23 protein-coding genes are annotated in these 24,121 nt (G+C 63.3%); 7 read left to right on the forward strand and 16 right to left on the reverse strand.

The annotated features are described in order from the left end of the window. Positions 1-294: 294 nt before the first annotated feature. From ettA to ugpB, 6 genes are all read right to left on the reverse strand, one after another. Positions 295-1,959, reverse strand: a complete 1,665-nt coding sequence (gene ettA, locus P0D68_RS28820; RefSeq protein ID WP_091798685.1) for an energy-dependent translational throttle protein EttA — start codon at positions 1,957-1,959, stop codon at positions 295-297. A gap of 233 nt (positions 1,960-2,192) precedes the next feature. Next, positions 2,193-2,489: a DUF3761 domain-containing protein gene (locus tag P0D68_RS28825; protein ID WP_408185676.1), complete on the reverse strand. Its 297-nt coding sequence runs from the start codon at positions 2,487-2,489 to the stop codon at positions 2,193-2,195. Positions 2,490-2,538: 49 nt separating this feature from the next. Continuing rightward, positions 2,539-3,627 (reverse strand): sn-glycerol-3-phosphate import ATP-binding protein UgpC, encoded by a 1,089-nt coding sequence (locus P0D68_RS28830; protein WP_408301946.1) that lies wholly within the window; start codon positions 3,625-3,627, stop codon positions 2,539-2,541. A gap of 85 nt (positions 3,628-3,712) precedes the next feature. Continuing rightward, positions 3,713-4,558: a sn-glycerol-3-phosphate ABC transporter permease UgpE gene (ugpE, locus tag P0D68_RS28835; protein WP_091798694.1), complete on the reverse strand. Its 846-nt coding sequence runs from the start codon at positions 4,556-4,558 to the stop codon at positions 3,713-3,715. Beyond that, on the reverse strand, positions 4,555-5,439 hold the full coding sequence (ugpA, locus tag P0D68_RS28840; protein ID WP_408301948.1) for a sn-glycerol-3-phosphate ABC transporter permease UgpA: 885 nt from the start codon (positions 5,437-5,439) through the stop codon (positions 4,555-4,557). Before ugpA ends, ugpE begins: the two co-directional genes overlap by 4 nt. A gap of 89 nt (positions 5,440-5,528) precedes the next feature. After that, on the reverse strand, positions 5,529-6,854 hold the full coding sequence (ugpB, locus tag P0D68_RS28845) for a sn-glycerol-3-phosphate ABC transporter substrate-binding protein UgpB (RefSeq protein WP_408301950.1): 1,326 nt from the start codon (positions 6,852-6,854) through the stop codon (positions 5,529-5,531). Between the two features lie 327 nt (positions 6,855-7,181). On the opposite strand from ugpB, the gene P0D68_RS28850 reads away from it, so the two are divergent. After that, positions 7,182-8,159, forward strand: coding sequence for a glycerophosphodiester phosphodiesterase family protein (locus P0D68_RS28850; RefSeq protein ID WP_408301952.1), 978 nt, complete (start codon positions 7,182-7,184; stop codon positions 8,157-8,159). Between the two features lie 113 nt (positions 8,160-8,272). Here the strand turns inward: P0D68_RS28850 and ychF are convergent, their stop codons facing one another. Further along, a complete protein-coding gene (gene ychF, locus P0D68_RS28855) occupies positions 8,273-9,367 on the reverse strand; it encodes a redox-regulated ATPase YchF (RefSeq protein WP_091798706.1) in 1,095 nt (364 codons plus the stop codon). A 394-nt stretch (positions 9,368-9,761) separates the two neighbouring features. Here ychF and P0D68_RS28860 point away from each other — a divergent pair, with 394 nt between their 5' ends. From P0D68_RS28860 to P0D68_RS28875, 4 genes are all read left to right on the forward strand, one after another. Continuing rightward, complete coding sequence (locus P0D68_RS28860; RefSeq protein ID WP_408187524.1) at positions 9,762-10,934, forward strand: UbiH/UbiF family hydroxylase; 1,173 nt, start codon at positions 9,762-9,764, stop codon at positions 10,932-10,934. 121 nt (positions 10,935-11,055) lie between these two features. Beyond that, on the forward strand, positions 11,056-11,781 hold the full coding sequence (locus P0D68_RS28865) for a DsbC family protein (RefSeq protein WP_091798709.1): 726 nt from the start codon (positions 11,056-11,058) through the stop codon (positions 11,779-11,781). Between the two features lie 94 nt (positions 11,782-11,875). Further along, complete coding sequence (locus P0D68_RS28870) at positions 11,876-13,666, forward strand: M61 family metallopeptidase (RefSeq protein WP_408301955.1); 1,791 nt, start codon at positions 11,876-11,878, stop codon at positions 13,664-13,666. A 154-nt stretch (positions 13,667-13,820) separates the two neighbouring features. After that, positions 13,821-14,417: an FMN-dependent NADH-azoreductase gene (locus P0D68_RS28875; protein WP_091798715.1), complete on the forward strand. Its 597-nt coding sequence runs from the start codon at positions 13,821-13,823 to the stop codon at positions 14,415-14,417. Positions 14,418-14,553: 136 nt separating this feature from the next. On the opposite strand, the gene P0D68_RS28880 is transcribed toward P0D68_RS28875, so the two are convergent. The 8 genes from P0D68_RS28880 to rpe form a co-directional block, all read right to left on the reverse strand. Continuing rightward, on the reverse strand, positions 14,554-15,396 hold the full coding sequence (locus tag P0D68_RS28880; protein WP_408301957.1) for a uracil-DNA glycosylase: 843 nt from the start codon (positions 15,394-15,396) through the stop codon (positions 14,554-14,556). Between the two features lie 231 nt (positions 15,397-15,627). Further along, positions 15,628-16,254 (reverse strand): CYTH domain-containing protein, encoded by a 627-nt coding sequence (locus P0D68_RS28885; protein ID WP_408301959.1) that lies wholly within the window; start codon positions 16,252-16,254, stop codon positions 15,628-15,630. A 52-nt stretch (positions 16,255-16,306) separates the two neighbouring features. After that, a complete protein-coding gene (gene trpC / locus P0D68_RS28890; protein ID WP_408301961.1) occupies positions 16,307-17,092 on the reverse strand; it encodes an indole-3-glycerol phosphate synthase TrpC in 786 nt (261 codons plus the stop codon). An 18-nt stretch (positions 17,093-17,110) separates the two neighbouring features. Then, positions 17,111-18,142 carry an anthranilate phosphoribosyltransferase gene (gene trpD, locus P0D68_RS28895; RefSeq protein WP_408301963.1) on the reverse strand — a complete coding sequence of 344 codons (1,032 nt, stop codon included), beginning with the start codon at positions 18,140-18,142 and terminating at the stop codon, positions 17,111-17,113. A 17-nt stretch (positions 18,143-18,159) separates the two neighbouring features. After that, a complete protein-coding gene (locus P0D68_RS28900; RefSeq protein ID WP_408187528.1) occupies positions 18,160-18,762 on the reverse strand; it encodes an aminodeoxychorismate/anthranilate synthase component II in 603 nt (200 codons plus the stop codon). Positions 18,763-18,775: 13 nt separating this feature from the next. Beyond that, positions 18,776-20,269, reverse strand: a complete 1,494-nt coding sequence (gene trpE / locus P0D68_RS28905; RefSeq protein WP_091798732.1) for an anthranilate synthase component I — start codon at positions 20,267-20,269, stop codon at positions 18,776-18,778. Between the two features lie 367 nt (positions 20,270-20,636). Then, a complete protein-coding gene (locus P0D68_RS28910; RefSeq protein WP_408301966.1) occupies positions 20,637-21,353 on the reverse strand; it encodes a phosphoglycolate phosphatase in 717 nt (238 codons plus the stop codon). A 25-nt stretch (positions 21,354-21,378) separates the two neighbouring features. Next, complete coding sequence (gene rpe / locus P0D68_RS28915; RefSeq protein WP_408301982.1) at positions 21,379-22,062, reverse strand: ribulose-phosphate 3-epimerase; 684 nt, start codon at positions 22,060-22,062, stop codon at positions 21,379-21,381. Between the two features lie 290 nt (positions 22,063-22,352). Between rpe and apaG the strand changes: the two genes are divergently transcribed. Then, positions 22,353-22,727 (forward strand): Co2+/Mg2+ efflux facilitator ApaG/CorD, encoded by a 375-nt coding sequence (apaG, locus tag P0D68_RS28920; RefSeq protein WP_091798739.1) that lies wholly within the window; start codon positions 22,353-22,355, stop codon positions 22,725-22,727. A gap of 45 nt (positions 22,728-22,772) precedes the next feature. On the opposite strand, the gene P0D68_RS28925 is transcribed toward apaG, so the two are convergent. Then, positions 22,773-22,943 (reverse strand): hypothetical protein, encoded by a 171-nt coding sequence (locus tag P0D68_RS28925; RefSeq protein WP_408187530.1) that lies wholly within the window; start codon positions 22,941-22,943, stop codon positions 22,773-22,775. Between P0D68_RS28925 and mltA the strand changes: the two genes are divergently transcribed. After that, on the forward strand, positions 22,864-24,096 hold the full coding sequence (gene mltA, locus P0D68_RS28930; RefSeq protein WP_408301984.1) for a murein transglycosylase A: 1,233 nt from the start codon (positions 22,864-22,866) through the stop codon (positions 24,094-24,096). The genes P0D68_RS28925 and mltA overlap by 80 nt on opposite strands. Positions 24,097-24,121: the final 25 nt, after the last annotated feature.

Raw genomic sequence — 24,121 nt, forward strand, 5'->3', positions numbered from 1 at the left:
CCGGGCGGTGTGGCAGTGATCGGCCGTTGCGCTCGTCGGGCGGGCGCGCGTCTGAATTGGACCATCGCGGCGGACCACACGCACTCTGCCGCGATGACACGTATCACGCCACGGTACGCAAGCTGTGTGCCCTGCTGCTCATCTCGGCGACGCCAGGTGTTCGCGGCACCTGCTACGCGGCGCCGCAAAATTCGCCCGCGCGAGCACACGTGGGCTCGCGCGCACGCAAGAGCGCGGCCGTCGAGGCGGCCCGCGCGTCAGCCCAGCCGACGAGCAGGCCGCCCGGGTTCGAGCTTATCGCGCGATCGGCTTGTAACGCAGACGCTTCGGACGCGCACCTTCTTCACCCAGACGCGCGCGCTTGTCGGCTTCGTATTCCTGGTAATTGCCGTCGAAGAACGTGACTTGCGAATCGCCTTCGAACGCGAGAATGTGCGTGGCGATCCGGTCGAGGAACCAGCGATCGTGCGAGATCACCAGCACGGAGCCTGCGAACTCGAGCAACGCGTCTTCCAGCGCGCGCAGCGTTTCGACGTCGAGATCGTTCGACGGTTCGTCGAGCAGCAGCACGTTGCCGCCCGCGATCAGCGTCTTGGCCAGGTGCAGCCGGCCTCGCTCGCCGCCCGACAGATTGCCGACGATCTTCTGCTGATCGCCGCCCTTGAAGTTGAAGCGCCCGATATACGCACGCGACGGCGTTTCATACTTGCCGACCGTCAGCACGTCCGCACCGCCGGAGATTTCCTCAAACACGGTTTTGGAGCCGTCCAGCGCGTCGCGGCTTTGATCCACGTATGCGAGCTTGACGGTCGGGCCTTGCACGATCTCGCCCGAATCCGGCTGTTCGCGGCCGGTCAGCATGCGGAACAGCGTGGACTTACCCGCGCCGTTCGGTCCGATGATGCCGACGATCGCGCCAGCCGGAATCTTGAAGCTGACGTTGTCGAGCAGCAGGCGGTCGCCATACGACTTGCTGACGTTCTTGAACTCGATCACTTCATTGCCGAGACGGTCGCCGACCGGAATGAAGATTTCCTGCGTTTCATTGCGCTTCTGATAGTCCTGGCTGTTCAGTTCCTCGAAGCGGGCGATACGCGCCTTCGACTTCGCCTGACGGCCCTTCGGGTTCTGGCGCACCCACTCCAGTTCCTTCTTGATGGCCTTCTGACGCGCCGATTCCGACGATTCCTCCTGCTTCAGCCGCTCTTCCTTCTGATCGAGCCAGCTGCTGTAGTTGCCCTTCCAGGGAATGCCGTGGCCGCGGTCGAGTTCGAGAATCCACTCGGCGGCGTTATCGAGGAAGTAGCGATCGTGAGTCACGGCGACCACGGTGCCCGGGAAGCGCGTGAGGAACTGTTCCAGCCAGTCGACCGATTCCGCGTCCAGGTGGTTGGTCGGCTCATCCAGCAACAGCATGTCCGGCTTTTCGAGCAGGAGCTTGCACAGCGCGACGCGGCGCTTTTCGCCACCCGAAAGATGCTCGATCTTTGCGTCCCAGGCCGGCAGGCGCAGCGCGTCGGCAGCGATTTCGATTTGCTGCTCAGCGCTGCCGTCGGTGGTGGCGAGGATCGCTTCGTACTTCGCCTGTTCGGCGGCGAGCGCGTCGAAGTCGGCGTCAGGTTCGGCGTAGGCCGCGTAGATTTCGTCCAGTTTCTTTTGCGCGCCGAATACATCGCCGAGACCTTCCTCGACCGCTTCACGCACCGTCTTGTTCGGATCGAGTTGCGGTTCCTGCGGCAGATAGCCGATGTTCAGGTTCGGCATCGGCGTGGCTTCGCCTTCGATGTCCTTGTCCACACCGGCCATGATGCGGATCAGCGTCGACTTGCCCGAGCCGTTCAGGCCGAGCAGGCCGATCTTCGCGCCGGGAAAGAACGACAGCGAGATGTCCTTGAGGATTTGACGCTTGGGCGGCACGATCTTGCCGACCCGGTTCATGGTGAAAACGTATTGGGCCATTTGCTTGCAATAGACGTTGACGACGCCGGCCGCGAGGGGGCGGGCAGTCGTGGGTGGATGGGTAATCGGTGTTATGGCCGGGCAGAGCGCCCGGCGCCGGCCGGCGCGGCTTGGAGCGTGGCGTCGAACTTCGCGACACCCCGCGCGCGGGCGGGTTCTTCAAATGGCATTGTACTTCGGCAGGGGCAGGGCACGGCAGTGGGTGTCCGTTCGGCCAGGTCCCGCCCGGATGCTCAGAGCCAATCCGCCACGCCGCCGTGGCGCGAACACGTGCCGCTGCGGTGGCGGCTAAAGCTGTAGGTGCCGTCGCGGCAACGTGCCGTGGCGCCTTCCGGCGCCTTGCCGGATAACGAGCGGGCCGGCGCGTGCACGGTGTTGCCGTCGCGATTGGTGTAGGTGTTGTGATTGCTGAGGTTCGCTTCGTCCGGCGTCGTGCCCGGCGCAACATACGCGAACGCCGACGAGACGCTAAACAGCAGCGCTGCGACTACCGCGCAGGATCGCAAGGTCTTACGGGTCATGCCCATCATGGTCTTTCGAGTGCTTGTTGTTCTGACTGCTCGGGCGATTTATCAGGCCTCAGTTCGCGCGCTTGCCGCTGGCCGGTTCGAAGAAATGCAGATGTTGCGCGGGCAGCGCCACGTGCAGCGCTTCGCCCGCCGCGGGCCGATGCGCATGCGGCAAGCGCACCGTCACGTCATGCTTGCCCCAGCGGCCGTGCGCGAGATTGTCCGCGCCGAGCAGTTCGCAGGAATCGACGGTGAGCGTCGCGTGAGGCGCGTCCGCCTGACCCGGGCTCATGTGTTCCGGACGAATGCCGAGTGTCCACTCGCGCCCTTTGGCGACTTCGCGGCCGATCGACGCCACGCCCGTCAAAGGCAGCTTTGGACCGTTGCCCGCCACTTCGAAAACGGAGCCGTCGTCCGACACGCGGCCTTCCAGCAGATTCATCCCGGGCGAGCCGATAAAGCTCGCGACGAACACCGTGGCGGGCCACTCATAGACTTCGGTCGGCGCGCCGATCTGCTCGGCGTGGCCTTTGTTCATCACGATCACGCGCTGGGCGAGCGTCATCGCTTCGATCTGATCGTGCGTCACATACAGGCTCGTGGTGGCGAGCCGCGCATGCAGACGCTGGATTTCGAGCCGCATCTGCACGCGCAGGCGCGCGTCGAGATTCGACAGCGGTTCGTCGAACAGAAACACCGCCGGCTCGCGCACGATAGCGCGGCCCATCGCGACACGTTGCCGTTGTCCGCCGGACAATTCGCGGGGCTTGCGTTGCAGTAGCGCTTCGAGTTCGAGAATCTGCGCGGCGGCGTCCACGCGCTGCCTGATCTGCGCCCGGTCCACGCCCGCGATCTTCAGCGCGTAACCCATGTTCTCGGCCACGCTCATATGCGGATAGAGCGCGTAGTTCTGGAACACCATCGCGATGTTGCGATCTTTCGGTTCGAGCTGGTTGACCACTTTGCCGGCGATCGAAATACTGCCTTCGGAGATGCGCTCCAGTCCCGCCACCATCCGCAGCAAGGTCGATTTGCCGCAGCCGGACGGGCCGACCATCACGACGAACTCGCCGTCGGCGACGTCCACGTCGATGCCGTGCAACACGAACTGTTTGCCGTCGTAGGTTTTTTTCACGCCTTGCAGAGTCAGTGCAGCCATGCCGTTTTAGCCTTTCGTTGCTTGCCGCGCGTCGTGCGGTGTTGTTATTTCAATGCCGGAATAAGCTCGCTCAAACGGGCGCCGCTTACTTCTCCGCGTCCACGAGTCCGCGCACGAACCAGCGCTGCATCGTCAGCACGACGGCGAGCGGTGGCAGCATCGCGAGCAGCGTCGCGGTCATCACGAGATGCCATTCGGTCGCGGTGTCGCCGGAGGCGATCATGCTTTTTATGCCGACCACGGCCGTGGTCAGCGATTGCTGGCTCGTGATCAGAATCGGCCACAGGTACTGATTCCAGCCGTAAATGAAGGTGATGACGAAGAGGGCCGCCATGTTCGTTTTCGACAGCGGCAGGACCACGTCCCAGAAAAACCGCATGGCGCCCGCGCCGTCGATGCGCGCCGCTTCCATCAATTCGTCCGGCAGCGTCATGAAGAACTGGCGGAACAGGAATGTCGCGGTGGCCGAGGCGATCAGCGGCAATGTCAAACCGCTGTACGTATTGCTCAGATGCATCGACGACACGACCTGCACGGTCGGAAAGATCCGCACTTCGACCGGCAGCATCAACGTGATGAAGATCAGCCAGAACGCGAGATTACGAAACGGGAAACGGAAGAACACGATCGCGTAAGCGGAGATCATGGAGACCGCGATCTTGCCGATCGAAATCACCAGCGCCATCACGAGGCTGTTGAACAGCATGCGGCCGAACGGCGCCGCCGCGTTGCCGCTGCCTTGCGACCAGACCGTCGCGATGTTCTCGAACAGATGCGTGCTCGGCACCAGCGAAAGCGGCACGCTGAACACCTGTTGCTCGCTCATGGTCGCCGCGCAGAACGCGACGTAGACCGGAAACACCACCAGCACGACGCCGAGAATCAGCACCGCGTGGCAGAAGAGGTCGAAACCGCGGCGGTTCTCGATCATGAGTATTGAACCCTGCGTTCGATAAAGCGGAATTGCACGACCGTCAACGCGACGACGATCCCCATCAGGATCACCGACTGCGCGCCGGAACTGCCAATGTCGAGCCCCTGAAAACCTTCGGCGAAGATCTTGTAGATCAGCGTGCGAGTGGATTGCGCGGGGCCGCCGCCGGTTGCTGCGTCGATCACCGGGAAGGTGTCGAAGAACGCGTAGGTGATGTTGATCACCAGCAGGAAGAAGCTGGTCGGCGACAGCAGCGGCAGTGCGATGCCGAAAAAGCGCCGCACCGGACCGGCGCCGTCGATCGCCGCCGCTTCGATGAGCGAGCGCGGGATCGCCTGCAAGCCGGCATAGAAGAACAGAAAGTTATAGCTGACCTGTTTCCAGACGGACGCGAGCACCACGAGGAACATCGCCTGACCTGCGTTCAGCGCGTGATTCCAGACAATGCCGTACTCGGCCAGCGCGTAGGTGACGAGGCCGATGCTCGGGTTGAACAGAAACGACCACAACACGGCGGCAATCGCGGGCGCGACGGCATACGGCCAGATCAGGAGCGTTTGATAGGTCTTGGCGCCGCGGGTCACGCGATCGGCGCAGACTGCGAGCAACAGCGAGATCACGAGGCCGGACACCGTGACGAGCGCACAGAAGATCAGCGTCGTGTAGAACGACGACAGGTAGAGCGGATCGGCAAAGAGCTGCTTGAAGTTGGCGAGCCCGACGAACTCGCTCGACGTGCCGAACGCGTCCTGACTTTGCGTGGATTGCCACAGCGCCTCACCGGCCGGCCACAGGAAAAACAGCAGCGTGATCGCGAGTTGCGGCGCGACGAGCAGGTAGGGCAGCAGGCTGGTGCCGAAGCTGGAGCGCTTTTCCATCGATGATATCCAAGGTTTTGCGGCAACCACGGGTTCCGGCGCGGGCGCGCCGGAACCTCGTTCGCTCAGTTTTCCGCTTAGTTGCCGGCTCAGTTGCCGGCTTTCTCGAAGCGTCGCAGCAGTTCATCGCCACGCGACACGGACGCGTCGAGCGCCTGTTGCGGCGTCTTCTTCTGAGCCCAAACCTGTTCGAGTTCTTCGTCGATGATCGTGCGGATCTGCGGCATGTTGCCCAGACGCAAGCCCTTCGTGTACGGCAGCGGCGGCTTGTTGAGCATCTGCTTGATGGCGGTGTCGCTGCCCGGATTTTTCTCGTAAAAGCCTTGTTGCTGCGTCAGTTGATAAGCGGCGGTGGTGACCGGTAGATAGCCGGTGTCCTGATGCCACTTGGCCGCAACCGGCGCCGACGACAGATACGAGAGGAATTTCGCCACGCCCTTGTAGACCGCCGGATCCTTGCCCGACAGCACCCACAGGCTCGCGCCACCGATGATCGCGTTCTGCGGCGCGCCCTTCACGCTGGCGTCGTAGGGCATCATGCCGGTGCCGAAGCTGAACTTCGCGTACTTCTTGATCGTGGCGAGCGACCCCGACGAGTTGGTGATGATCCCGCAGTCGCCGCTATAGAACTTCGACACCGGTTCGTCCTTGCGGCCGACGTAGGTGAAAGTGCCGTCCTTCTGCATGTTCTGCAGGAACTGGATATGCGCGACCTGCAGCGGCTTGTTGAATTCCAGTTGCGCGTCCGGGCCGTCGAAGCCATTGTTCTTCGTCGCGAACGGCGCGCCATGCCAGGCGCTGTAGTTTTCGAGTTGAATCCAGCTCTGCCAGCCCGACGAATAACCGCACGCCATACCCGACGCCTTCAGCTTCTGCGCGTCGGCCTGCAGTTCCGCCCAGGTTTTCGGCGGCTGGTTCGGATCGAGGCCGGCTTTCTTGAAGGCGTCCTTGTTGTAGTACAGCACCGGCGTCGAACTGTTGAACGGCATCGAGATCAGCTCGCCCGTTTTCGCGTCGCTGTAATAGCTGGCGATGGTCGGCACGAAGGCCTTTTCATCCAGCGGCACGCCGGCCTGCTTGAACACTTCGGAGACGGGGATCACGGCCTTCTTCGCCTGCATCATCGTGGCGGTGCCGACTTCGTAGACTTGGAGGATGGCCGGCGCATTGCCGCTGCGATAGGCGGCGATGCCGGCGGCGAGGGTCTGGTCGTAAGTGCCTTTGAACACCGGCACGATCTTGTAGTCGCTTTGCGACGCGTTGAACGCGTTGGCAATGTCGTTCAGCCGTTCGCCCAGCGCGGCTTCCATGCCGTGCCAGAACTGGATTTCAGTTGCGGCGCAGGCCGCCTGAGTGAGGCCGGCGCTCAATACGGCGGCAACGGAAAGAGAACGGATTAGCGGCTTCAAACTCATCGATTTGTCTCCAGTGTCGGAACGGGCGCGGATGCGAATCGCGCGATTCTAGTTGTGTTCGATGACAGTCCGGCGTCGGCGGCCGGACGGCGCGCACCATTTTTGGCGGTCGCCGAATGCCGCAATTTAACATCGGTGTCACAAAACGGAAACAGCGGGTGTTGATATGCCCATTGAGTGGGCGATGAATGCGCGAGTTTGCGTGGGAGCGGGGACTGAGCTCGTTCGGTGGACGCGGCCGTTCCCGTGCGGGCATGATAGACGTCCGTTGCGCGTGTGCCCGCTTTGTGTACGTTACGCCACGGTGGGTATTAATCAGGATTCCAGATGCTGAGTTCAGTACGATTGACGGGAGGCAGCTTTATTGCAGGCCTTTTACTGGCGGGTTGTTCGCTCACGCCTCCCGTGACGCCGAACAATGCCGTCACGCAGGTGAGCGCGTTGCCGGCGATCATCGCGCATCGCGGTGGCACGGGCGATGCGCCGGAGAACACGCTCGAAGCGATTCGCCTGTCCATCACGAATCACGCCGACGCGATGTGGCTCACCGTGCAGTTGAGCAAGGATGGCGTGCCGGTTCTTTATCGGCCGGGCGATCTGTCGGCGTTGACCGACGCGAAAGGGCCAGTGTCCGCGTATACGGCGGCTCAACTCACGCGCGTGAATGCGGGGTGGACGTTCCGCCGCGCGGATGGCTATCCGTATCGCGATCACCCTTTGGGCATTCCGACGCTGCGCGAAGCACTGCGCATCATGCCGGCTGGCATGCCGGTGATCCTCGATATGAAGGCGCTGCCCGCCGAACCGCAGACGCTGGCCGTCGCGCGCGTACTCGATGAAGAAAACGCATGGCGGCGCGTGTCGATCTATTCGACTGAAGCGGACTATCAACGGAGCTTTGCCGCGTATCCGCAAGCGCGGCTATTCGAATCGCGCGATGCCACGCGTGGGCGGCTCGTGCGCGTCCTGCTGAATCAGGGTTGTGTGGACGCGCCGGCCGAACACGCGATGAGCGCGTTCGAGTTGCACCGCGCATTGACGGTGGTCGAGAAGTTCACGCTGGGCGAAGGGCGCTCGGACGTGCAGGCTACGTTATGGACGCCTGCCACGGTCGCGTGCGTCAGGCAGAAGCCGGACGTGCGAATCGTTGCGATCGCCGTGAACGACGCGGACGATTACCGCACGGCGGCGTGCCTCGGCATCGACGCGGTGCTCGCGGATTCGCCGTCGAAGATGACGGCCGTCAGGAACGGTATCGCGTTGCCGCTGCAGTGCGGGCGCGCCGGCACAAGTGGCGGGCAGTAAAGCAAAGAGCCCGCTCGAAGCGGGCTCTTTCAATGTCACCGGCTGCGCGGATGGCGGCGTTCAGGTTTCCACCCGTGGCCGCCTCGCGCCGAAGCCGAGTTTCAAACTCAAACTTACACGTTGAACAGGAAGTTCATCACGTCGCCGTCGTGGACGACGTATTCCTTGCCTTCCGCGCGCATCTTGCCGGCTTCCTTCGCGCCTTGTTCACCCTTGTAGGTGATGTAGTCGTTGAACGCGATGGTCTGCGCGCGAATGAAGCCGCGCTCGAAGTCCGTGTGAATCGCGCCGGCCGCCTGCGGCGCCGTATCGCCGATATGGATCGTCCACGCGCGCACTTCCTTCACACCAGCCGTGAAGTAGGTCTGCAGGCCCAGCAACTTGAAGCCGGCGCGGATCACGCGGTTCAGGCCCGGCTCTTCCATGCCCATGTCGGCGAGGAACACTTCCATGTCGGCTTCGTCGAGGTCGGCGATTTCCGCTTCGATCGCGGCGCACACGGCGACGACCGGCGCGTTTTCCGCAGCCGCGAACTTCGTGACCGCGTCCAGATGCGGGTTGTTCTCGAAACCGTCTTCCTTCACGTTGGCCACGTACATGGTCGGCTTCGCGGTGATCAGGCAGAACGGCTTGAGCGTGGCTTTTTCTTCGTCGGACAGGTCGAGCGCGCGGACCGGTTTGGCCTGGTCGAGCTGCGCGCGCACTTTTTCCAGCACGGCGGCGTTCTTGATGGCTTCCTTGTCGTTACCCGACTTGGCCGCCTTCGAATAGCGCGCCAGCGCCTTTTCGACGGTCGCGAGGTCGGCCAACGCCAGTTCGGTGTTGATCACCTCGATATCGGACAGCGGATCGATCTTGTTCGCGACGTGAATCACGTTCTCGTCTTCGAAACAGCGCACCACGTGCGTGATCGCATCCGTTTCGCGGATGTTGGCGAGAAACTGGTTGCCCAGACCTTCGCCCTTGCTCGCGCCGGCCACCAGACCGGCGATGTCGACGAATTCCACCACGGCCGGCAGGATGCGTTCCGGCTTGACGATTTCAGCGAGCGCCTTCAGACGCGCGTCCGGCACTTCGACAATGCCGACGTTCGGCTCGATCGTGCAGAACGGGTAATTTTCGGCGGCGATGCCCGCCTTGGTCAGCGCATTGAACAGGGTGGACTTGCCGACGTTAGGCAGGCCGACGATGCCGCATTTGAGGCTCATGGAAATCCTTCATTGATTCAGTAAGTTGCGTGATGCGCTCGACGCTATATGCAGGATTCGAGAAGCCTTCGCGTGTGGCGTGGCGGACAAATGCAGCGGAGCGGGACAAGACACCGGATCGGGGCGTTGCTCGACGACCGGGTGCGAGTTTTCACGGAAAGCGTAATTGTAACCCGTTCGGATCGGCTCACTGCTGCGGCAGACGGAGAGCGGCGCTTGCCGTCCGGGCAGGCGCATGGCGTTCCTGTCTTCAGACCGCGAATTCACGCGGCTACGCGAAGCGAACGCGGCGCTGGCGGCGCACGGTCGTCTGCGAGTATCGGCGCGCTTGTTCGGGCGCAAACGCCGCGCGCGTCGATCCGTCCCTCGCAACCCCCGCGGCTATAATGCGCGGATGAATGCACACCACCAGACCTTTGATGCCGCCGTGATCGGCGGCGGGCTCGTCGGCAAGACCGCGGCGCTGGCGCTGACGCAAGGCGGACTGCGCGTGGCGCTGCTCGCGCAGCCCTGCGCGGCGCTGCCCCACGGCGCCAGCTTCGACTCGCGGGTCTACGCGCTGTCGTCGAGCTCGCAGGCTCTGCTGGAGCGTTTGCGGGTCTGGCAGGCGCTCGATCTGACGCGGCTCGGTCCCGTCTACGACATGCGCGTCTACGGTGACGCGCACGCCGAACTGCATTTCTCCGCGTTCCAGGCTTCGGTGCCGCAACTCGCGTGGATCGTCGAGTCGTCGGTGATCGAGCGCGGACTGGACGCCGCGCTGCGCTTCCAGCCGAATCTTACCTGGATCGACACGCGCGCCCAGGCGCTGGACTTCACCGCTGACAGCGCCAGCGTCGGCCTCGCCAACGGCAATGTGCTCGAAGCCGATCTGGTGGTCGGCGCAGACGGCGCGCATTCGTGGGTGCGCGCGCAGATCGGCTCGAAGATGGTCCGGCGCGACTATAAGCAAACCGGCGTGGTCGCCAATTTCAAGGCCGAGAAGCCGCACAGCGAAACCGCGTATCAATGGTTCAAGGACGGCGAGATCATCGCGCTCCTGCCCATGCCGGACGGCCACGTCTCGCTGGTGTGGTCGGCGCGCACCGAGCACGCAGAGCAACTGGTCGCGCTCGATCCGGCGCAGCTCGCCGCTGAAGTGGAACGCGTGACGGGCGGTCAGTTCGGTGCGCTCGATTGCGTGACGCCCGCGCAAGGTTTCCCGCTCGCGCTGCAAACGGTCGACCGGCTGGTGGCGCCACGCGTCGCGCTGGTCGGCGACGCCGCGCATCTGATCCATCCGCTGGCCGGGCAGGGCATGAACCTCGGCCTGCGCGACGTCGCGGCGCTCGCTGACACCGTCGCCGGCAAGGAGTCGTTCCGCGATCTCGGCGACATGGTGCTGCTGCGCCGCTACGAACGCGCGCGCCGCGAAGACATTCGCGCGCTGATGATCGCCACCGACGGTCTGCAAAAACTCTTTTCCGTTCCCGGTCCGTTCGCCAAGGCGCTGCGCAATACCGGCATGGCTTTCGTCGGTGCGCAGCCGTTCATCAAACGCTGGCTGGTGTCGGCCGCGTTGGGCTGACGCGCCCGGCCCGGCATGCCGCGGCCGGCCAGGCAGGTATCATGAACGGATGGACGCCGTTCCGGTCAGACCGGGAACGTCACGAAACGCGCAGTAGCGCGATTGAACCCAGGAATTCAGCATGAAGAAGACTTTCCGCGTGGCGGCCGCCGCGCTTGCAATCGCAGCCGTCACGATCGGCTGCTCCGCACAGGCCGACCAGACTACCGACAAGCTCAAAGCCACGCTGCAAACGCGCCTCGCGGACGTGACGATCAAGAGCGTGACGAAATCGCCGATCGCCGGCCTGTACGAAGTGAACCTCGGCTCGCAGATCGTCTATAGCGACGCGAACGGCGACTATCTGATGCTCGGCGACATGGTCGACGCGAAGACCCGTAAGAATCTGACTGAAGCGCGCCTCGCGGAAACCAACCGTATCGATTTCGCGAGCCTGCCGTTCGCCAACGCCGTGAAGGTCGTGAAGGGCAACGGCGCGCGCAAGATCGCCGTGTTCTCCGACCCGAACTGCCCGTACTGCAAGCAGCTCGAAACGTCGCTGAAGTCGATCGATAACGTGACGATCTATACCTTCCTGTACCCGGTGCTGTCGCCCGATTCGACCGCGAAGTCGAAGTCGATCTGGTGTTCGACGGACCGTGCGAAGGCATGGGAATCGTGGATGCAGGACCATCAGGCGCCCACCGCCGCCGGCACCTGCGACACCGCCGCGATCGACAAGAACCTGGCGCTTGGCCACGCGATGAACGTCGACGGCACGCCCACGGTGTTCCTCGCCGACGGCCGCCGCCTGCCCGGCGCCGTGCCGGCCGACCGGCTGGACAAGGAAATGTCCGCAGTGCGCTGAGCACACGGAACACATCGAACAAAGGAGGCGCGACGTGCGCCTCCTTTCGCATCAAGCCCGACTATCCCCGCCTCACCTCTTCTAATCGCCGCCGATGAAGCCGATCCGCTACACCATCGTTCCCAAGCAACCCGCCGCCCACCTGTTCGAAGTCACCGTGACCGTCGCCGATCCCGATCCGGCCGGTCAGCGTTTCATGCTGCCGGTGTGGATTCCGGGCAGCTACATGGTGCGCGAGTTCGCCCGCAACATCGTGACGCTGCGCGCGTTCAACGACGCGGGCCGCAAGGTGCGCGTCGAAAAGACCGACAAGCACACCTGGCAGGCCGCGCCGGTCAAAGGCGCGCTGACGCTGCGCTACGAGGTCTACGCGTGGGATCTGTCCGTGCGCGCCGCGCATCTCGACGATACGACCGGCTTTTTCAACGGCACGAGCGTGTTTCTCTCGCCGCTCGGTCACGAAGAGGCGCAGTGCGTGGTCGATATCCAGAAGCCGGAAGGTGCGGCGTATCGCAACTGGCGTGTCGCCACCGCGCTGCCGGAGGCGCGCGGCACGAAGCGTTATGGTTTCGGCGAGTATCGCGCGCAGAACTACGACGAGCTGATCGATCATCCCGTCACGCTGGGCGAATTCGCGCTCGCGACGTTCAAGGCGCACGGCGTGCCGCACGACGTCGTGATCGCCGGGCGCGTGGTCGGGCTGGACATGGCGCGTCTGTCCGCCGACCTGAAGCGTATCTGCGAAGCGCAGATCGCATTGTTCGAGCCCAGGTCGAAGAAAGCGCCGGTGGATCGCTACGTATTCATGACCCAAGCCGTTACGGATGGGTACGGCGGCCTCGAACACCGCGCTTCGACCGCGCTGATCTGCAATCGCGGCGATTTGCCGGTGGAAGGGCGCGAGGCGCTCACCGAAGGCTACCGGACCTATCTCGGTCTGTGCAGTCACGAATACTTCCACACCTGGAATGTGAAGCGCATCAAGCCGGCCGTGTTCGCGCCGTACGACCTGAGCGTCGAAAACTACACGTCGCTGCTGTGGCTGTTCGAGGGCTTCACCTCTTACTACGACGATCTGATCCTCGTGCGCAGCGGCCTGATCACGCAGGACGACTACTTCGGCCTGCTCGGCAAGGTGGTCGGTGGCGTGCAGCGCGGCAGTGGGCGCCTGAAACAGAGCGTCGCCGAAAGCTCGTTCGACGCGTGGGTCAAATACTACCGGCAGGACGAGAACGCGCCGAACGCGATCGTCAGCTATTACACCAAGGGTTCGCTCGTCGCGCTGGCGTTCGATCTGACGATTCGCGCGCAGACCAACAACCGCAAATCGCTCGACGACGTGATGCGCTTGCTCTGGCAGCGCTTCGGCCGTGACTTCTATCGCGGCAAACCGGTTGGCGTCGACGAAAGCGAGATCGAGGCGCTTTTCGCGGAAGCGACCGGCGCGAAACTCGGTGAGTTGTTCGCCGAAGCCGTGCACGGCACGCACGATCTGCCGCTCGAGACGCTGCTCGCGCCGTTCGGCGTAGCAATCGCGCCGGAACTCGAAAAGAACGGCAAGCCGTCGCTCGGCGCACGCGTGCGCGGCGGCGCGGATTGCACGCTCGCGGCCGTTCATGACGGCAGCGCCGCGCAAAAAGCCGGGCTCTCGGCTGGCGACGTGCTGATCGCGGTGGACGGCCTGCGCGTGACCGGCTCGAATCTTGACGGGTTGCTCGCGCGCTATCAGCCGGGCGCGAAAGTCGAGGTTCACGCGTTCCGCCGCGACGAACTGCGCGTCGCGCAAGTCAAGCTGGACGGGCCTGAGGTCGCGCGCTACAAGCTCGCCGTCAGCGACAAGCGGGCCGCCGCGCGCAAGGCGCGCGAGCGCTGGCTGGAAAGCTGATCGTCATCCGGGCCGTCCACAATGGACGGCCGGGCGCGGCGGATTGTCCTACCAGTGCAACAATCCGTCGCTGCCGGATGGCTTTTTCCCGGGTCGGTAAAAAAACACAATGGCTCCACTCGCGCAACACAGCGCGCCCCTACTGGAGTCAACCATGACCACGATCCTGCAAATCAACTCGGCAGCCCGCTCGCAAGGCGCGAACTCGACGCTACTCGTCAACGAGCTGACCGCAAAGCTGCAACAATCGAATCCGGGCGCGCAAGTCGTCGTCCGCAATCTGCAAGCCGAACCGCTGCCGCATCTGGACGACGCCGTCCTCGGCGCGTTCTTCACGCCGGCTGACCAACGCACGGCCGAGCAAGCCGCGATCGCTGCGCGCAGCGAAGCGCTGATCGCCGAACTGCAAGCCGCCGACATCGTCGTGATCGGCGCGCCGATGTACAACTTCGGCATCTCGTCGCAACTGAAGACGTATTTCGACTTCATCGCACGTGCCGGTATCACGTTCCAGTACACGGCGAATGGTCCGGAAGGTCTCGTGAAGGGCAAGAAGGTGTACGTCGTGTCGGCACGCGGCGGCAAGTATCTCGGCACGCCGAACGATAGCCAGACGCCGTACCTGAAGAGCTTCCTCGGCTTCCTCGGCATGACCGACGTAAACTTCATCTACGCCGAAGGCCTGAACATGGGTCCGGACGCCGCCGGCGCCGCGCTGGCTTCCGCCCGCGAAGCGATCGCCGCTGCGTAAGGCAGGCCGCGCTGCTTCAATGTGCGGCGAATAGTGTTCTGGAATGAAAAACGCCACGGGTTCTGAATCCGTGGCGTTTCTGTTTTGTGGCGCCGATGTGTCGCGGTTGCTTCGTCCCTGTCCGTTGGTGGCGCATTCAGGCGAGCATTTGCGCTTCGTCGGGCAAGCGCCAGTCGATCGGCTCGCGGCCGTGCTGCGCGAGATATTCGTTGGCCTTGGCAAAATGCCCGCAGCCCAGAAAACCTCGATGCGCCGACAGCGGCGACGGATGCGGCGCCTCCAGCACGTAATGCGACTTGCCGCCGAGCAGCGCGCGCTTGGCTTGCGCATGCGCGCCCCACAGCATGAACACGAGGCCGTCGTGGCGCATCGCCAGTTCATGGATCAGCGTGTCGGTGCATTTTTCCCAGCCGCGTTTTGCGTGGCTGGCGGCGGAATCGCGCTCCACGGTCAGCACCGTGTTCAGCAGCAGCACGCCTTGCGTCGCCCAGGTGTCGAGACAGCCGTGACGCGGCGTATCGTGGCCGAGGCTCGCGGTGATTTCCTTGAAGATGTTGCGCAGCGACGGCGGCGTGCGCACGTTCGGCGCCACCGAAAACGCCAGTCCGTGCGCTTGTGGCGTGCCGCGGTCCTCGCCGTGATACGGATCCTGGCCGAGGATCACCACTTTCACGTCGTCTGGGCTGGTCAGGCGCAGTGCGCGGAAAACGTCGGCGGGGTAGACGGTTTTACCGGCGGCGCGCTCACCGTCGACGAAACGGCAGAGCGGCGCATATGCATCGCTTTCGATAAACGGCTTGAGATGCGCGCGCCATGCTGGCGGCAGCGCCTCGAATTGCGCCTCGAGCGTTGGCGGCGGCGCGCTGGCACCGGATTGCTGCGGCGCAGTGGTCGTCATGTCAGTGGCCGGCTCGGGGGCCGCTTCGCCAAACAGCGAAGCCTGCGACGGATTGGAACGGGTGCGGGAAGCAGAGGTCATGGCGGGGAAGTGTCGCAGCAAACGGGGTGTTGCTCAAGGTGTGGCGGCGGCGTGTCGTATCTGGTCAGTGTGGGCGCTGGATAGGCGCTCCTGTTCGACGAGATTGCAGGATAGGCGAGCGCCCGCCTGACACCTGACGTTGCGTTGCACGAGCCGGCGGCCGCCGGGAGGAAGTCATTCGCGAAAGTCGGGCTCTGTGCCGGCCGGCAGGGATAGCGGCCTTAACGCGGCTCAACCCGCCCGCAATTGATAACCGCGCTGAGCCTTGCTGATGTCGTCGGGTGCGAGACCGGCTATCTGCTTGCCGAGCTCCGCGGCAAGCGTGTGGAGCGCGGCTTCGTCACCGGACTTCAGCTCGAGTTCGACTTCCGAGATCGGTGCGCGGCGTGCCTCGCCGTCAACTTCGGCGAACACATCGCCCTGATCGATCGCCGCTTCGACTTCGGAACCGTCCGCCTGGACGTGCCACAGCGTACGGGTGAAATTCGTGCGGAAGAGTTCGATAAGTTCGGGCGCGGCTTGACGCAAAGCGCTCGCGGCGGACGGTTCGTCGCACTCACGCAGCAGCGCGTCGATCTCCAGCTTTTCACCGGCCACCGGTATTTCCCATTCATGCCGGCTGTGCATGCCGTTTTCAGACTTGCCGACCGTCTTGAAGGTTTGCAGCCAGCCGTCGGGCGTCTGGCGCAAACGCAGGGCGCTCTTCGAGCTTGCCAGCGTCAGCTCAGGCGTGTCGAAGTAAATATTCACCAGCTTGATCGGACGACCCTGCGCCCCGGTGCGCGCAACGAACCACTGCGTCGCCGCTTGCACCTGCGCAGGCGGCAGCGCCAGCTTGATTTCGCGTTCCATACCCATGACTGCTCCGCTACCTATGCCGCGTGCCCTGCGTCGTGTGTCGACACAGCGCTCAGAAAAACATTCGTGCAAGTTCCACACCCGGCTCGTCCGCGCGCATGAACGCCTCGCCGACCAGGAACGTATGCACGTCCATTGCGCGCAGGCGCTCCACATCGACGCGCGACAGAATGCCCGACTCCGTCACGACGATGCGGTCGTCCGGAATCGCTTCGAGCATGCCGATCGTCGTCTCGATCGACGTCTCGAAGGTGCGCAGGTTGCGATTGTTGATACCGATGAGCGGTGTTTTCAGCGTGAGCGATTCCATCAGTTCGTTCTCGTCGTGCACTTCGACCAGCACCGCCAGACCCAGCGAATGCGCGAGCGCTTCGAGGTCCTGCATCTGCGACGTTTCCAGCGCGGCGGCGATCAGCAGGATCGCGTCGGCGCCCATCGCGCGGGCTTCGACGATCTGATACGGATCGACGATAAAGTCTTTGCGCAGCACCGGCAGACTGCAGGCCGCGCGCGCTTCCTGCAGATACGCGACGCTGCCCTTGAAGAACTGCACGTCGGTGAGCACGGACAGGCAGGCCGCGCCGTGTTTTTCGTACGAACGCGCGATCTCAGCCGGCACGAAGTGCTCGCGCAACACGCCTTTGGACGGGCTCGCTTTCTTGACTTCGGCGATCACAGCGGCAAGACCCGCCGCGTGTTTCGCGCGCAATGCGCCGACGAAGTCGCGAATGTCGCGCGACGACGCTTCGAGGCGCAGCTCTTCGAGCGGCGCGCTTTGTTCTGCCGCCCGGACTTCTTCGCGTTTGACCGCGATGATACGGTCGAGGATGTCGCTCATAAGTGTCTCGCTACGTGATTACTGCTTGAATTGCTGGGTGAAGCGGACCAGATCGTCGACTTTCGCCCGCGCCTTGCCGCTCGCGATCGCTTCGCGCGCCAACTGGATGCCGTCTGCAATCGACGAGGCCACGTTCGCCGAATAGAGCGCCGTGCCCGCGTTCAGCGTGACGATTTCGCGGGCCACGCCCGGTTTATTGTCGAGCGCGTCGAGCAGCATCGCTTTGGATTCGGTGGCGTCGGCCACTTTCAGGGTGCGGTTCGACACCATCTGCATGCCGAAGTCTTCCGGGTGGATTTCGTACTCGTGGACCTGGCCGTCGCGCAACTCGCCGACTTGCGTCGCCGCGCCGAGCGAGACTTCGTCCATGCCGTCCATACCGTACACCACCAGTACGTGCTTCGCGCCGAGGCGCTGCATCACGCGCACCTGAATGCCGACGAGGTCGCCGTGGAATACGCCCATCAGCTGGTTGGGCGCACCGGCCGGATTGGTCAGCGGACCGAGAATGTTGAAGATGGTCCGCACGCCGAGCTCACGGCGCACCGGCGCGATGTTCTTCATGGCCGGATGATGGTTCGGCGCGAACATGAAGCCCATGCCGGTTTCCGCAATCGAAGCCGCCACCTGTTCCGGCTGCAGATCGATATTCACGCCCAGCGCTTCGAGTACGTCCGCGCTGCCTGACTTGCTCGATACCCCGCGGCCGCCGTGTTTCGCGACCTTGGCGCCCGCCGCGGCCGACACGAACATGGTTGCCGTGGAGATGTTGAAGGTCTGCGAGCCGTCGCCGCCGGTGCCGACGATATCGACGAAGTTCGAGTTGTCCGGCACGTCGACGTGCCGGGCGAATTCACGCATCACCGTGGCGGCGGCGGTGATTTCGCCGATGGTCTCTTTTTTGACGCGCAAGCCGGTGATGATCGCCGCCGCCATCACGGGTGAGAGTTCGCCGCGCATGATGAGCCGCATTAAATGCAGCATTTCGTCGTGGAAAATTTCGCGGTGCTCGATGGTCCGTTGCAGCGCTTCCTGGGGCGTAATCGTCATGATGTCGTCTCTCTTCATCAAGCGTTGCGATTGGCCGTTTGCGCGCCGGCGAGCTTCGACTGCTTCACGAAATTTTCGAGCAGCGCATGGCCGTGTTCGGACAGAATCGATTCCGGGTGGAACTGCACGCCTTCCACGGCCAGTTCCTTGTGACGCACGCCCATGATCTCGCCGTCTTCAGTCCATGCCGACACTTCGAGGCAATCGGGCAGCGATTCGCGTTCGATCGCGAGCGAGTGATAGCGGGTCACGACGAAGTGTTTCGGCAGGTCGGCGAACACGCCTTTGCAGTCGGTTTCGATCGTGCTGACCTTGCCGTGCATGATGGTTTGCGCGCGCACCACGCGCCCGCCGAAAGCCTCGCCGATCGCCTGATGGCCGAGACAGACGCCGAGAATCGGCGTCTTGCCGCTGAATTCGCGCAGCACGTCGAGCGTGATGCCGGCGTGTTGCGGATTGCTTGGGCCAGGCGAAAGGCAGATGCGCTCGGGGTTGAGCTTCGCGATTTCGTCCAGCGTGATTTCGTCGTTCCGATAGGTGCGCACGTCTTCGCCGAGTTCGCCGAAGTATTGCACCAGGTTGTAGGTGAACGAGTCGTAGTTGTCGATCATGAGCAGCATGGTGTGTCTCCGGTCAGAAGTCGCTATCGAGGCCGTCTTGAACCTGTTCGGCGGCGCGCAACACGGCGCGTGCCTTGTTCTCGGTCTCTTGCCATTCGGATTCCGGCACCGAATCCGCGACTACACCCGCTGCCGCCTGCACGTACAGATTGCCGTTCGCGATCACGCCGGTGCGGATCGTGATGGCCAGATCCATTTCGCCGGTGAACGACAGATAACCGACCGCACCGCCATACAGGCCGCGCTTCACGGGTTCCAGTTCGTCGATCAGTTCCATTGCGCGGACCTTCGGCGCGCCCGACAGCGTGCCGGCCGGGAAGGTGGCGCGCAGCACGTCGAAATTGGTGGTGCCGGGTTTCAGCTTGCCTTCGACCGAACTCACGATGTGCTGCACGTGCGAGTACTTTTCGATCACCATCTTGTCGGTGACGACAACCGAGCCGATCTGCGCGATGCGGCCCACGTCGTTACGCGCGAGGTCGATCAGCATGACGTGTTCGGCGATTTCCTTCGGGTCGTTCAGCAGTTCGGTCGCGAGTTCCGCGTCACGTTCCGGCGTGTTGCCGCGCGGACGCGTGCCGGCGAGCGGCCGGATCGTCACGATTCGATCCTCGCCGCGCTTTTCCTGGCGCACCAGGATTTCCGGCGATGCACCCACCACGTGGAAGTCGCCGAAGTTGTAGTAATACATATACGGCGACGGATTCAGCGAGCGCAGCGCGCGATACAGCGAGAGCGGATTGTCGCGGTACGGCTTGATCAGGCGCTGGCCGACCTGCACCTGCATCAGTTCGCCGGCCGCGATGTATTCCTTCGCCTTGCGCACGGCCGCCAGATAATCGTCTTTCGCGAACTCGCGATAGGTCTCGGTACGCACGCTGGCCGAAGTGACCGGCGGCTGCACGGTGGTGCGCAAGCGCTGGCGCAATTCCCGCAGACGCTGTTTGGCTTTGGTGTAAGCCTCGGGCTGCGTCGGGTCGGCGTAGATCACCAGATAGAGCTTGCCCGCGAGGTTGTCGATCACTGCGACTTCTTCGGTCAGCAGCAATTGAATGTCGGGCAGATTCAGATCGTCTTTCGGCGCCGTGTGCGCGAGCTTTTTCTCGATGTAGCGCACCGCGTCGTAGCCAAAATAGCCTGCCAGACCGCCCGCGAAACGCGGCAAACCCGGGCGCTGCGCCACTTTGAAACGGCCCTGGAATTGCTGGATGAATTCGAGCGGATCGCCCTCGTGCGTTTCGACGACCTTGCCGTCGCGCACCACTTCCGACACGCCGTTACGGGTGCGCAGCAGCGTGCGCGCCGGCAGGCCGATGAACGAGTAGCGGCCGAAACGTTCGCCGCCCACCACCGATTCCAGCAGGAACGAGTTGGCGCCGTTGCGCTCGCTCTGCGCGAGCTTCAGGTACAGCGAGAGCGGCGTTTCGAGGTCGGCGAGCGCTTCGGCGATCAGCGGGATGCGGTTGAAACCCTCGTTGGCGAGGGACTGGAATTCGAGTTCGGTCATGTTCCGATCCTGTACGGTGGTCCGGCGGCGTGCGTCGGACAAAGCGGGGCGTAGCGCGCCCGGTCAGGCGTTCGTTCGACGTTTCGACACGATGATACCGACCGGCGCGAGTTTCCCATCGACGCGTGCAAGGGATTTCAGCGCACAGACGTACTTTGCGGGTACACGCAGGCCGAATCAACCGATGCAGCGAAACAAAGTGATGGAAAAAACGCGTGAGCGCAGCGAAGTAAAAAACGGTTGCCGAAGACGAGCTTCAGCGTACCTCAGGCGAGGTTAGCGCGACCAGCGACGCCAGGGCCAGGCTCCCCGGTCGATGCTAATCAGACTCCGTTTTTTATTCAGAAACATGAGGATGAAGGACTTTTCAAGTCGTGGATTGGTGCGCTGCGATCGCCTTGGCGGCGTCGAGCAGCGAGTCAACTATACCATCGGATTTTATTGTTTGTATAGCTTGGCCGTGGTTGTAACCGTAGGGCACCGTTAGCGTGGCCATGCCCGCTGCGCGGCCTGCCAGCGCATCGTTCTCCGAATCACCGATGGCCACCGTGGCTTGCGGCTCGATGCCCAGTTGCGCTGCGGCGGTGAGCATGGGCAGCGGATCCGGCTTCTTTTTTGCCAGACTGTCACCGCCGATCACGACGCTGAAATATTGTTCGAGCCCGTACTGCTGCAGCAACTCCACCGCGAACCGATGCGGCTTGTTCGTCACGCAGGCGAGTTTGAGACCGGCCTCGCGCATGGCGATGAGGCCGGCTTCGACGTTGGGATAGAGACGCGTGTGCGTGCCATTGATCTTCGCGTACTCCTCCTGATAGATCGCGAGCGCCTCGTCGAAGCGCTCTTGCGCATGCTCCGTTTCGAAGCGCGGCGCCAGCACGCTGCGGATCAGATGCTCCGAACCCTTGCCGACATAACCGACCACTTCCTCGCGCGAAGTCTCCTCGGCGTCGAGCTGCGCGAGCATGCCGTTCAGGCCGGCGGTGAAGTCGTCGGCGGTATCGATCATCGTGCCGTCGAGGTCGATGATCGCGGCTTGCAGGCGCGGGCCCGTGAAAGCTGGGGCAGGGAACGGAGTGGTCATGTGCGGGCCGGTTTTGCGTTGATTCTCAGTGCTGGATGTTGGCGAGTGCCGCGCGCATCTTTTCGATCACGACCTTGTGGTTCGGCTGGCCGAAAATCGCCGAGCCGGCCACGAAGGTATCCGCGCCGGCCGCCGCGATTTCGGCGATGTTGTCGACCTTCACGCCGCCGTCCACTTCCAGATGAATCTCGCGGCCGGTGCGCTCCGTGTAGGCGTTGATGCGCTGGCGTGCCTCGCGCAGCTTGTTGAGCGCTTCCGGAATGAAGGACTGGCCGCCGAAGCCCGGATTCACCGACATGATCAGCACGAGATCGACCTTGTCCATCACGTGATCGAGATAATTCAGCGAGGTGGCCGGATTGAACACCAGCCCGGCCTTGCAACCGTGGTCACGGATCAGCGACAGCGTGCGGTCGATGTGGTCCGAGCCTTCCGGGTGAAAGCTGATCAGGTTCGCGCCGGCCTTGGCGAAGTCCGGCACGATCCGGTCGACCGGACGCACCATCAGATGCACGTCGATCGGCACGTCGACATGCGGGCGGATCGCTTCGCAGACGAGCGGGCCGATGGTCAGGTTCGGCACGTAATGGTTGTCCATCACGTCGAAGTGAATCCAGTCGGCGCCGGCGGCGACGACATTGCGGACTTCTTCGCCGAGGCGGGCGAAATCGGCGGACAGAATGCTGGGGGCGATGCGGAATTGCGTCATGGCTGGGGGAGGATGCAAGCGGGAAAGCGCCATTTTACCGTTTTGTGCGCGGGCGCTCCGGTTCGCCGACGCTTTGAGTCCGGCTCCATGTCCGGCCTCGATTCGAGCCGTTACTGTGACAAAACGCCTTAGTAGCCCTTGGCCAAAGGGATTTGTCCGGTTGCGGGCGTGTCGCGCATCAAGCAGAATGCCAACACCATCAGCGCCGCTTCGCCAATGCGCCCGCAAACCATTGGCGTTCGGGCTTTCCCGCGATTTTTCACACCCCGTTTCAGCAGACCGGAATCAGGATGAGCCAGTACGAATTCAGCGTCTCGTCGCAGGTGCAATATCTGCCCGAAGAGTCGGACCCGGAGCGCCGCCAGTACGCATTCGCGTACACGCTGACTATCCGTAACACGGGCCAGGTGCCCGCGCAGCTGATCGCGCGTCATTGGGTGATAACGGACAGCGACAAGAATGTGCAGGAAGTGAAGGGCCTCGGCGTGGTCGGCCATCAGCCGTTGCTCAAACCGGGCGAGCATTTCGAGTACACGAGTTGGGCGGTGATCGCCACGCCGGTCGGCACCATGCGCGGAGAGTACTTCTGCGTGGCCGAGGACGGCGAGCGTTTCGATGCGCCGGTGCCGGAGTTCATCCTGCGCATGCCGCGCACATTGCATTGAACCGGAGGCGCGGCCCGCGGTCTTTAGAAAGCTTAACTTGCGGCTTTACTGCGGGTTTTGCTGTTTTTGTTGCTTTTGCTGTTCACTCGCGTTGGCGCGAGTTGCTTTCTTCTTGCCGGACGACGTCCATACAACGATAAAGACGAGCAGGAAGAGCGCAAGGAGCGATTCCAGCGCGAAGATAAGCATCGGGTATTCGTCGAACAGATCAGACATGGCGGTTTCCATCAAGAACGAACATTGTATGCGTTTTGCCCGCACGGCCGCAGGGTGGCTCGGCGCGCTTTCGGTTGCGGTATTGCTGGCGTCCTGCGGTGGCAGCGGCGCGGTCCGGCCTTCCGTTTCGCCACCCACGGGTGCCGCGATCATACCCGGTCAGATTGCCGCGACGCGGCTGACGGCCGTTGCCTGGCAGCAGGTTCCGGGTTGGCAGGACGACTCGTTGATCGGCGCAACCGCTGCATTGCGGCAAAACTGCGCGAGGCTGGCACGTCAGCCGAACTGGGCGCGCGCATGTGCCGCGGCCTCGCAACTCGACGACCTCGATGTCACCAGTGCGCGGGCTTTTTTTGAAGCCTATTTCACGCCCTTCCAGTTAGCGAATACCGACGGCACAGTCGACGGTCTGGTCACCGGTTACTACGAGCCCTTGCTGCGTGGTTCGCGCACGCGACACGGCGTGTATCAGACCGCACTGTATCGCTGGCCATCCGGCTATCGCGCGGGCGCACCGCTGCCGGCGCGCGCGCAACTCGAACGCGCGGGGGTGCTCAACGGCAATGAAATCGTGTGGGTCGACGATCCGATCGAAGCGTTCTTCCTGCAGGTGCAGGGCTCCGGGCGCATCGTGATGGAAGACGGCAGCGTCATGCGTCTAGGCTTTGGCGGCACCAATAATCAGCCGTACAAGTCGATTGGACGCTGGCTGCTGGATCGCGGCGAACTCACGCCCGCACAGGCAACCATGCAGGGCATCAAGGCGTGGGCGCGAGCGAATCCCGCCCGCGTCGATGCACTGCTCGATACGAATCCGCGCTTTGTGTTTTTCCGTGAGATGCCGTCCGGGGAAAACGTGCCGAGCGGCGGCGCGGACGGTCCGATTGGCGCATTGGGTGTGCCGCTGACGCCTGAGCGGTCGATCGCGGTCGATCCGACGGCGATTCCACTCGGTACGCCGGTGTTTTTGCAGACCACGCGTCCGTTGACAAACTCGCCGATGAATCGCCTCGTCTTCGCGCAGGACACGGGTTCCGCGATCAAGGGCGGCGTGCGCGCCGATTACTTCTGGGGCCTCGGCGACGACGCCGGCGACCTGGCCGGCAAGATGAAGCAGGGCGGTCGGATGTGGTTGTTGCTGCCGAATTCCTGACCTGCGGTGCGAGTAGCGCATGGCT

The organism is Paraburkholderia sp. RL17-380-BIE-A (assembly GCF_046028085.1).
GTDB lineage: Bacteria > Pseudomonadota > Gammaproteobacteria > Burkholderiales > Burkholderiaceae > Paraburkholderia.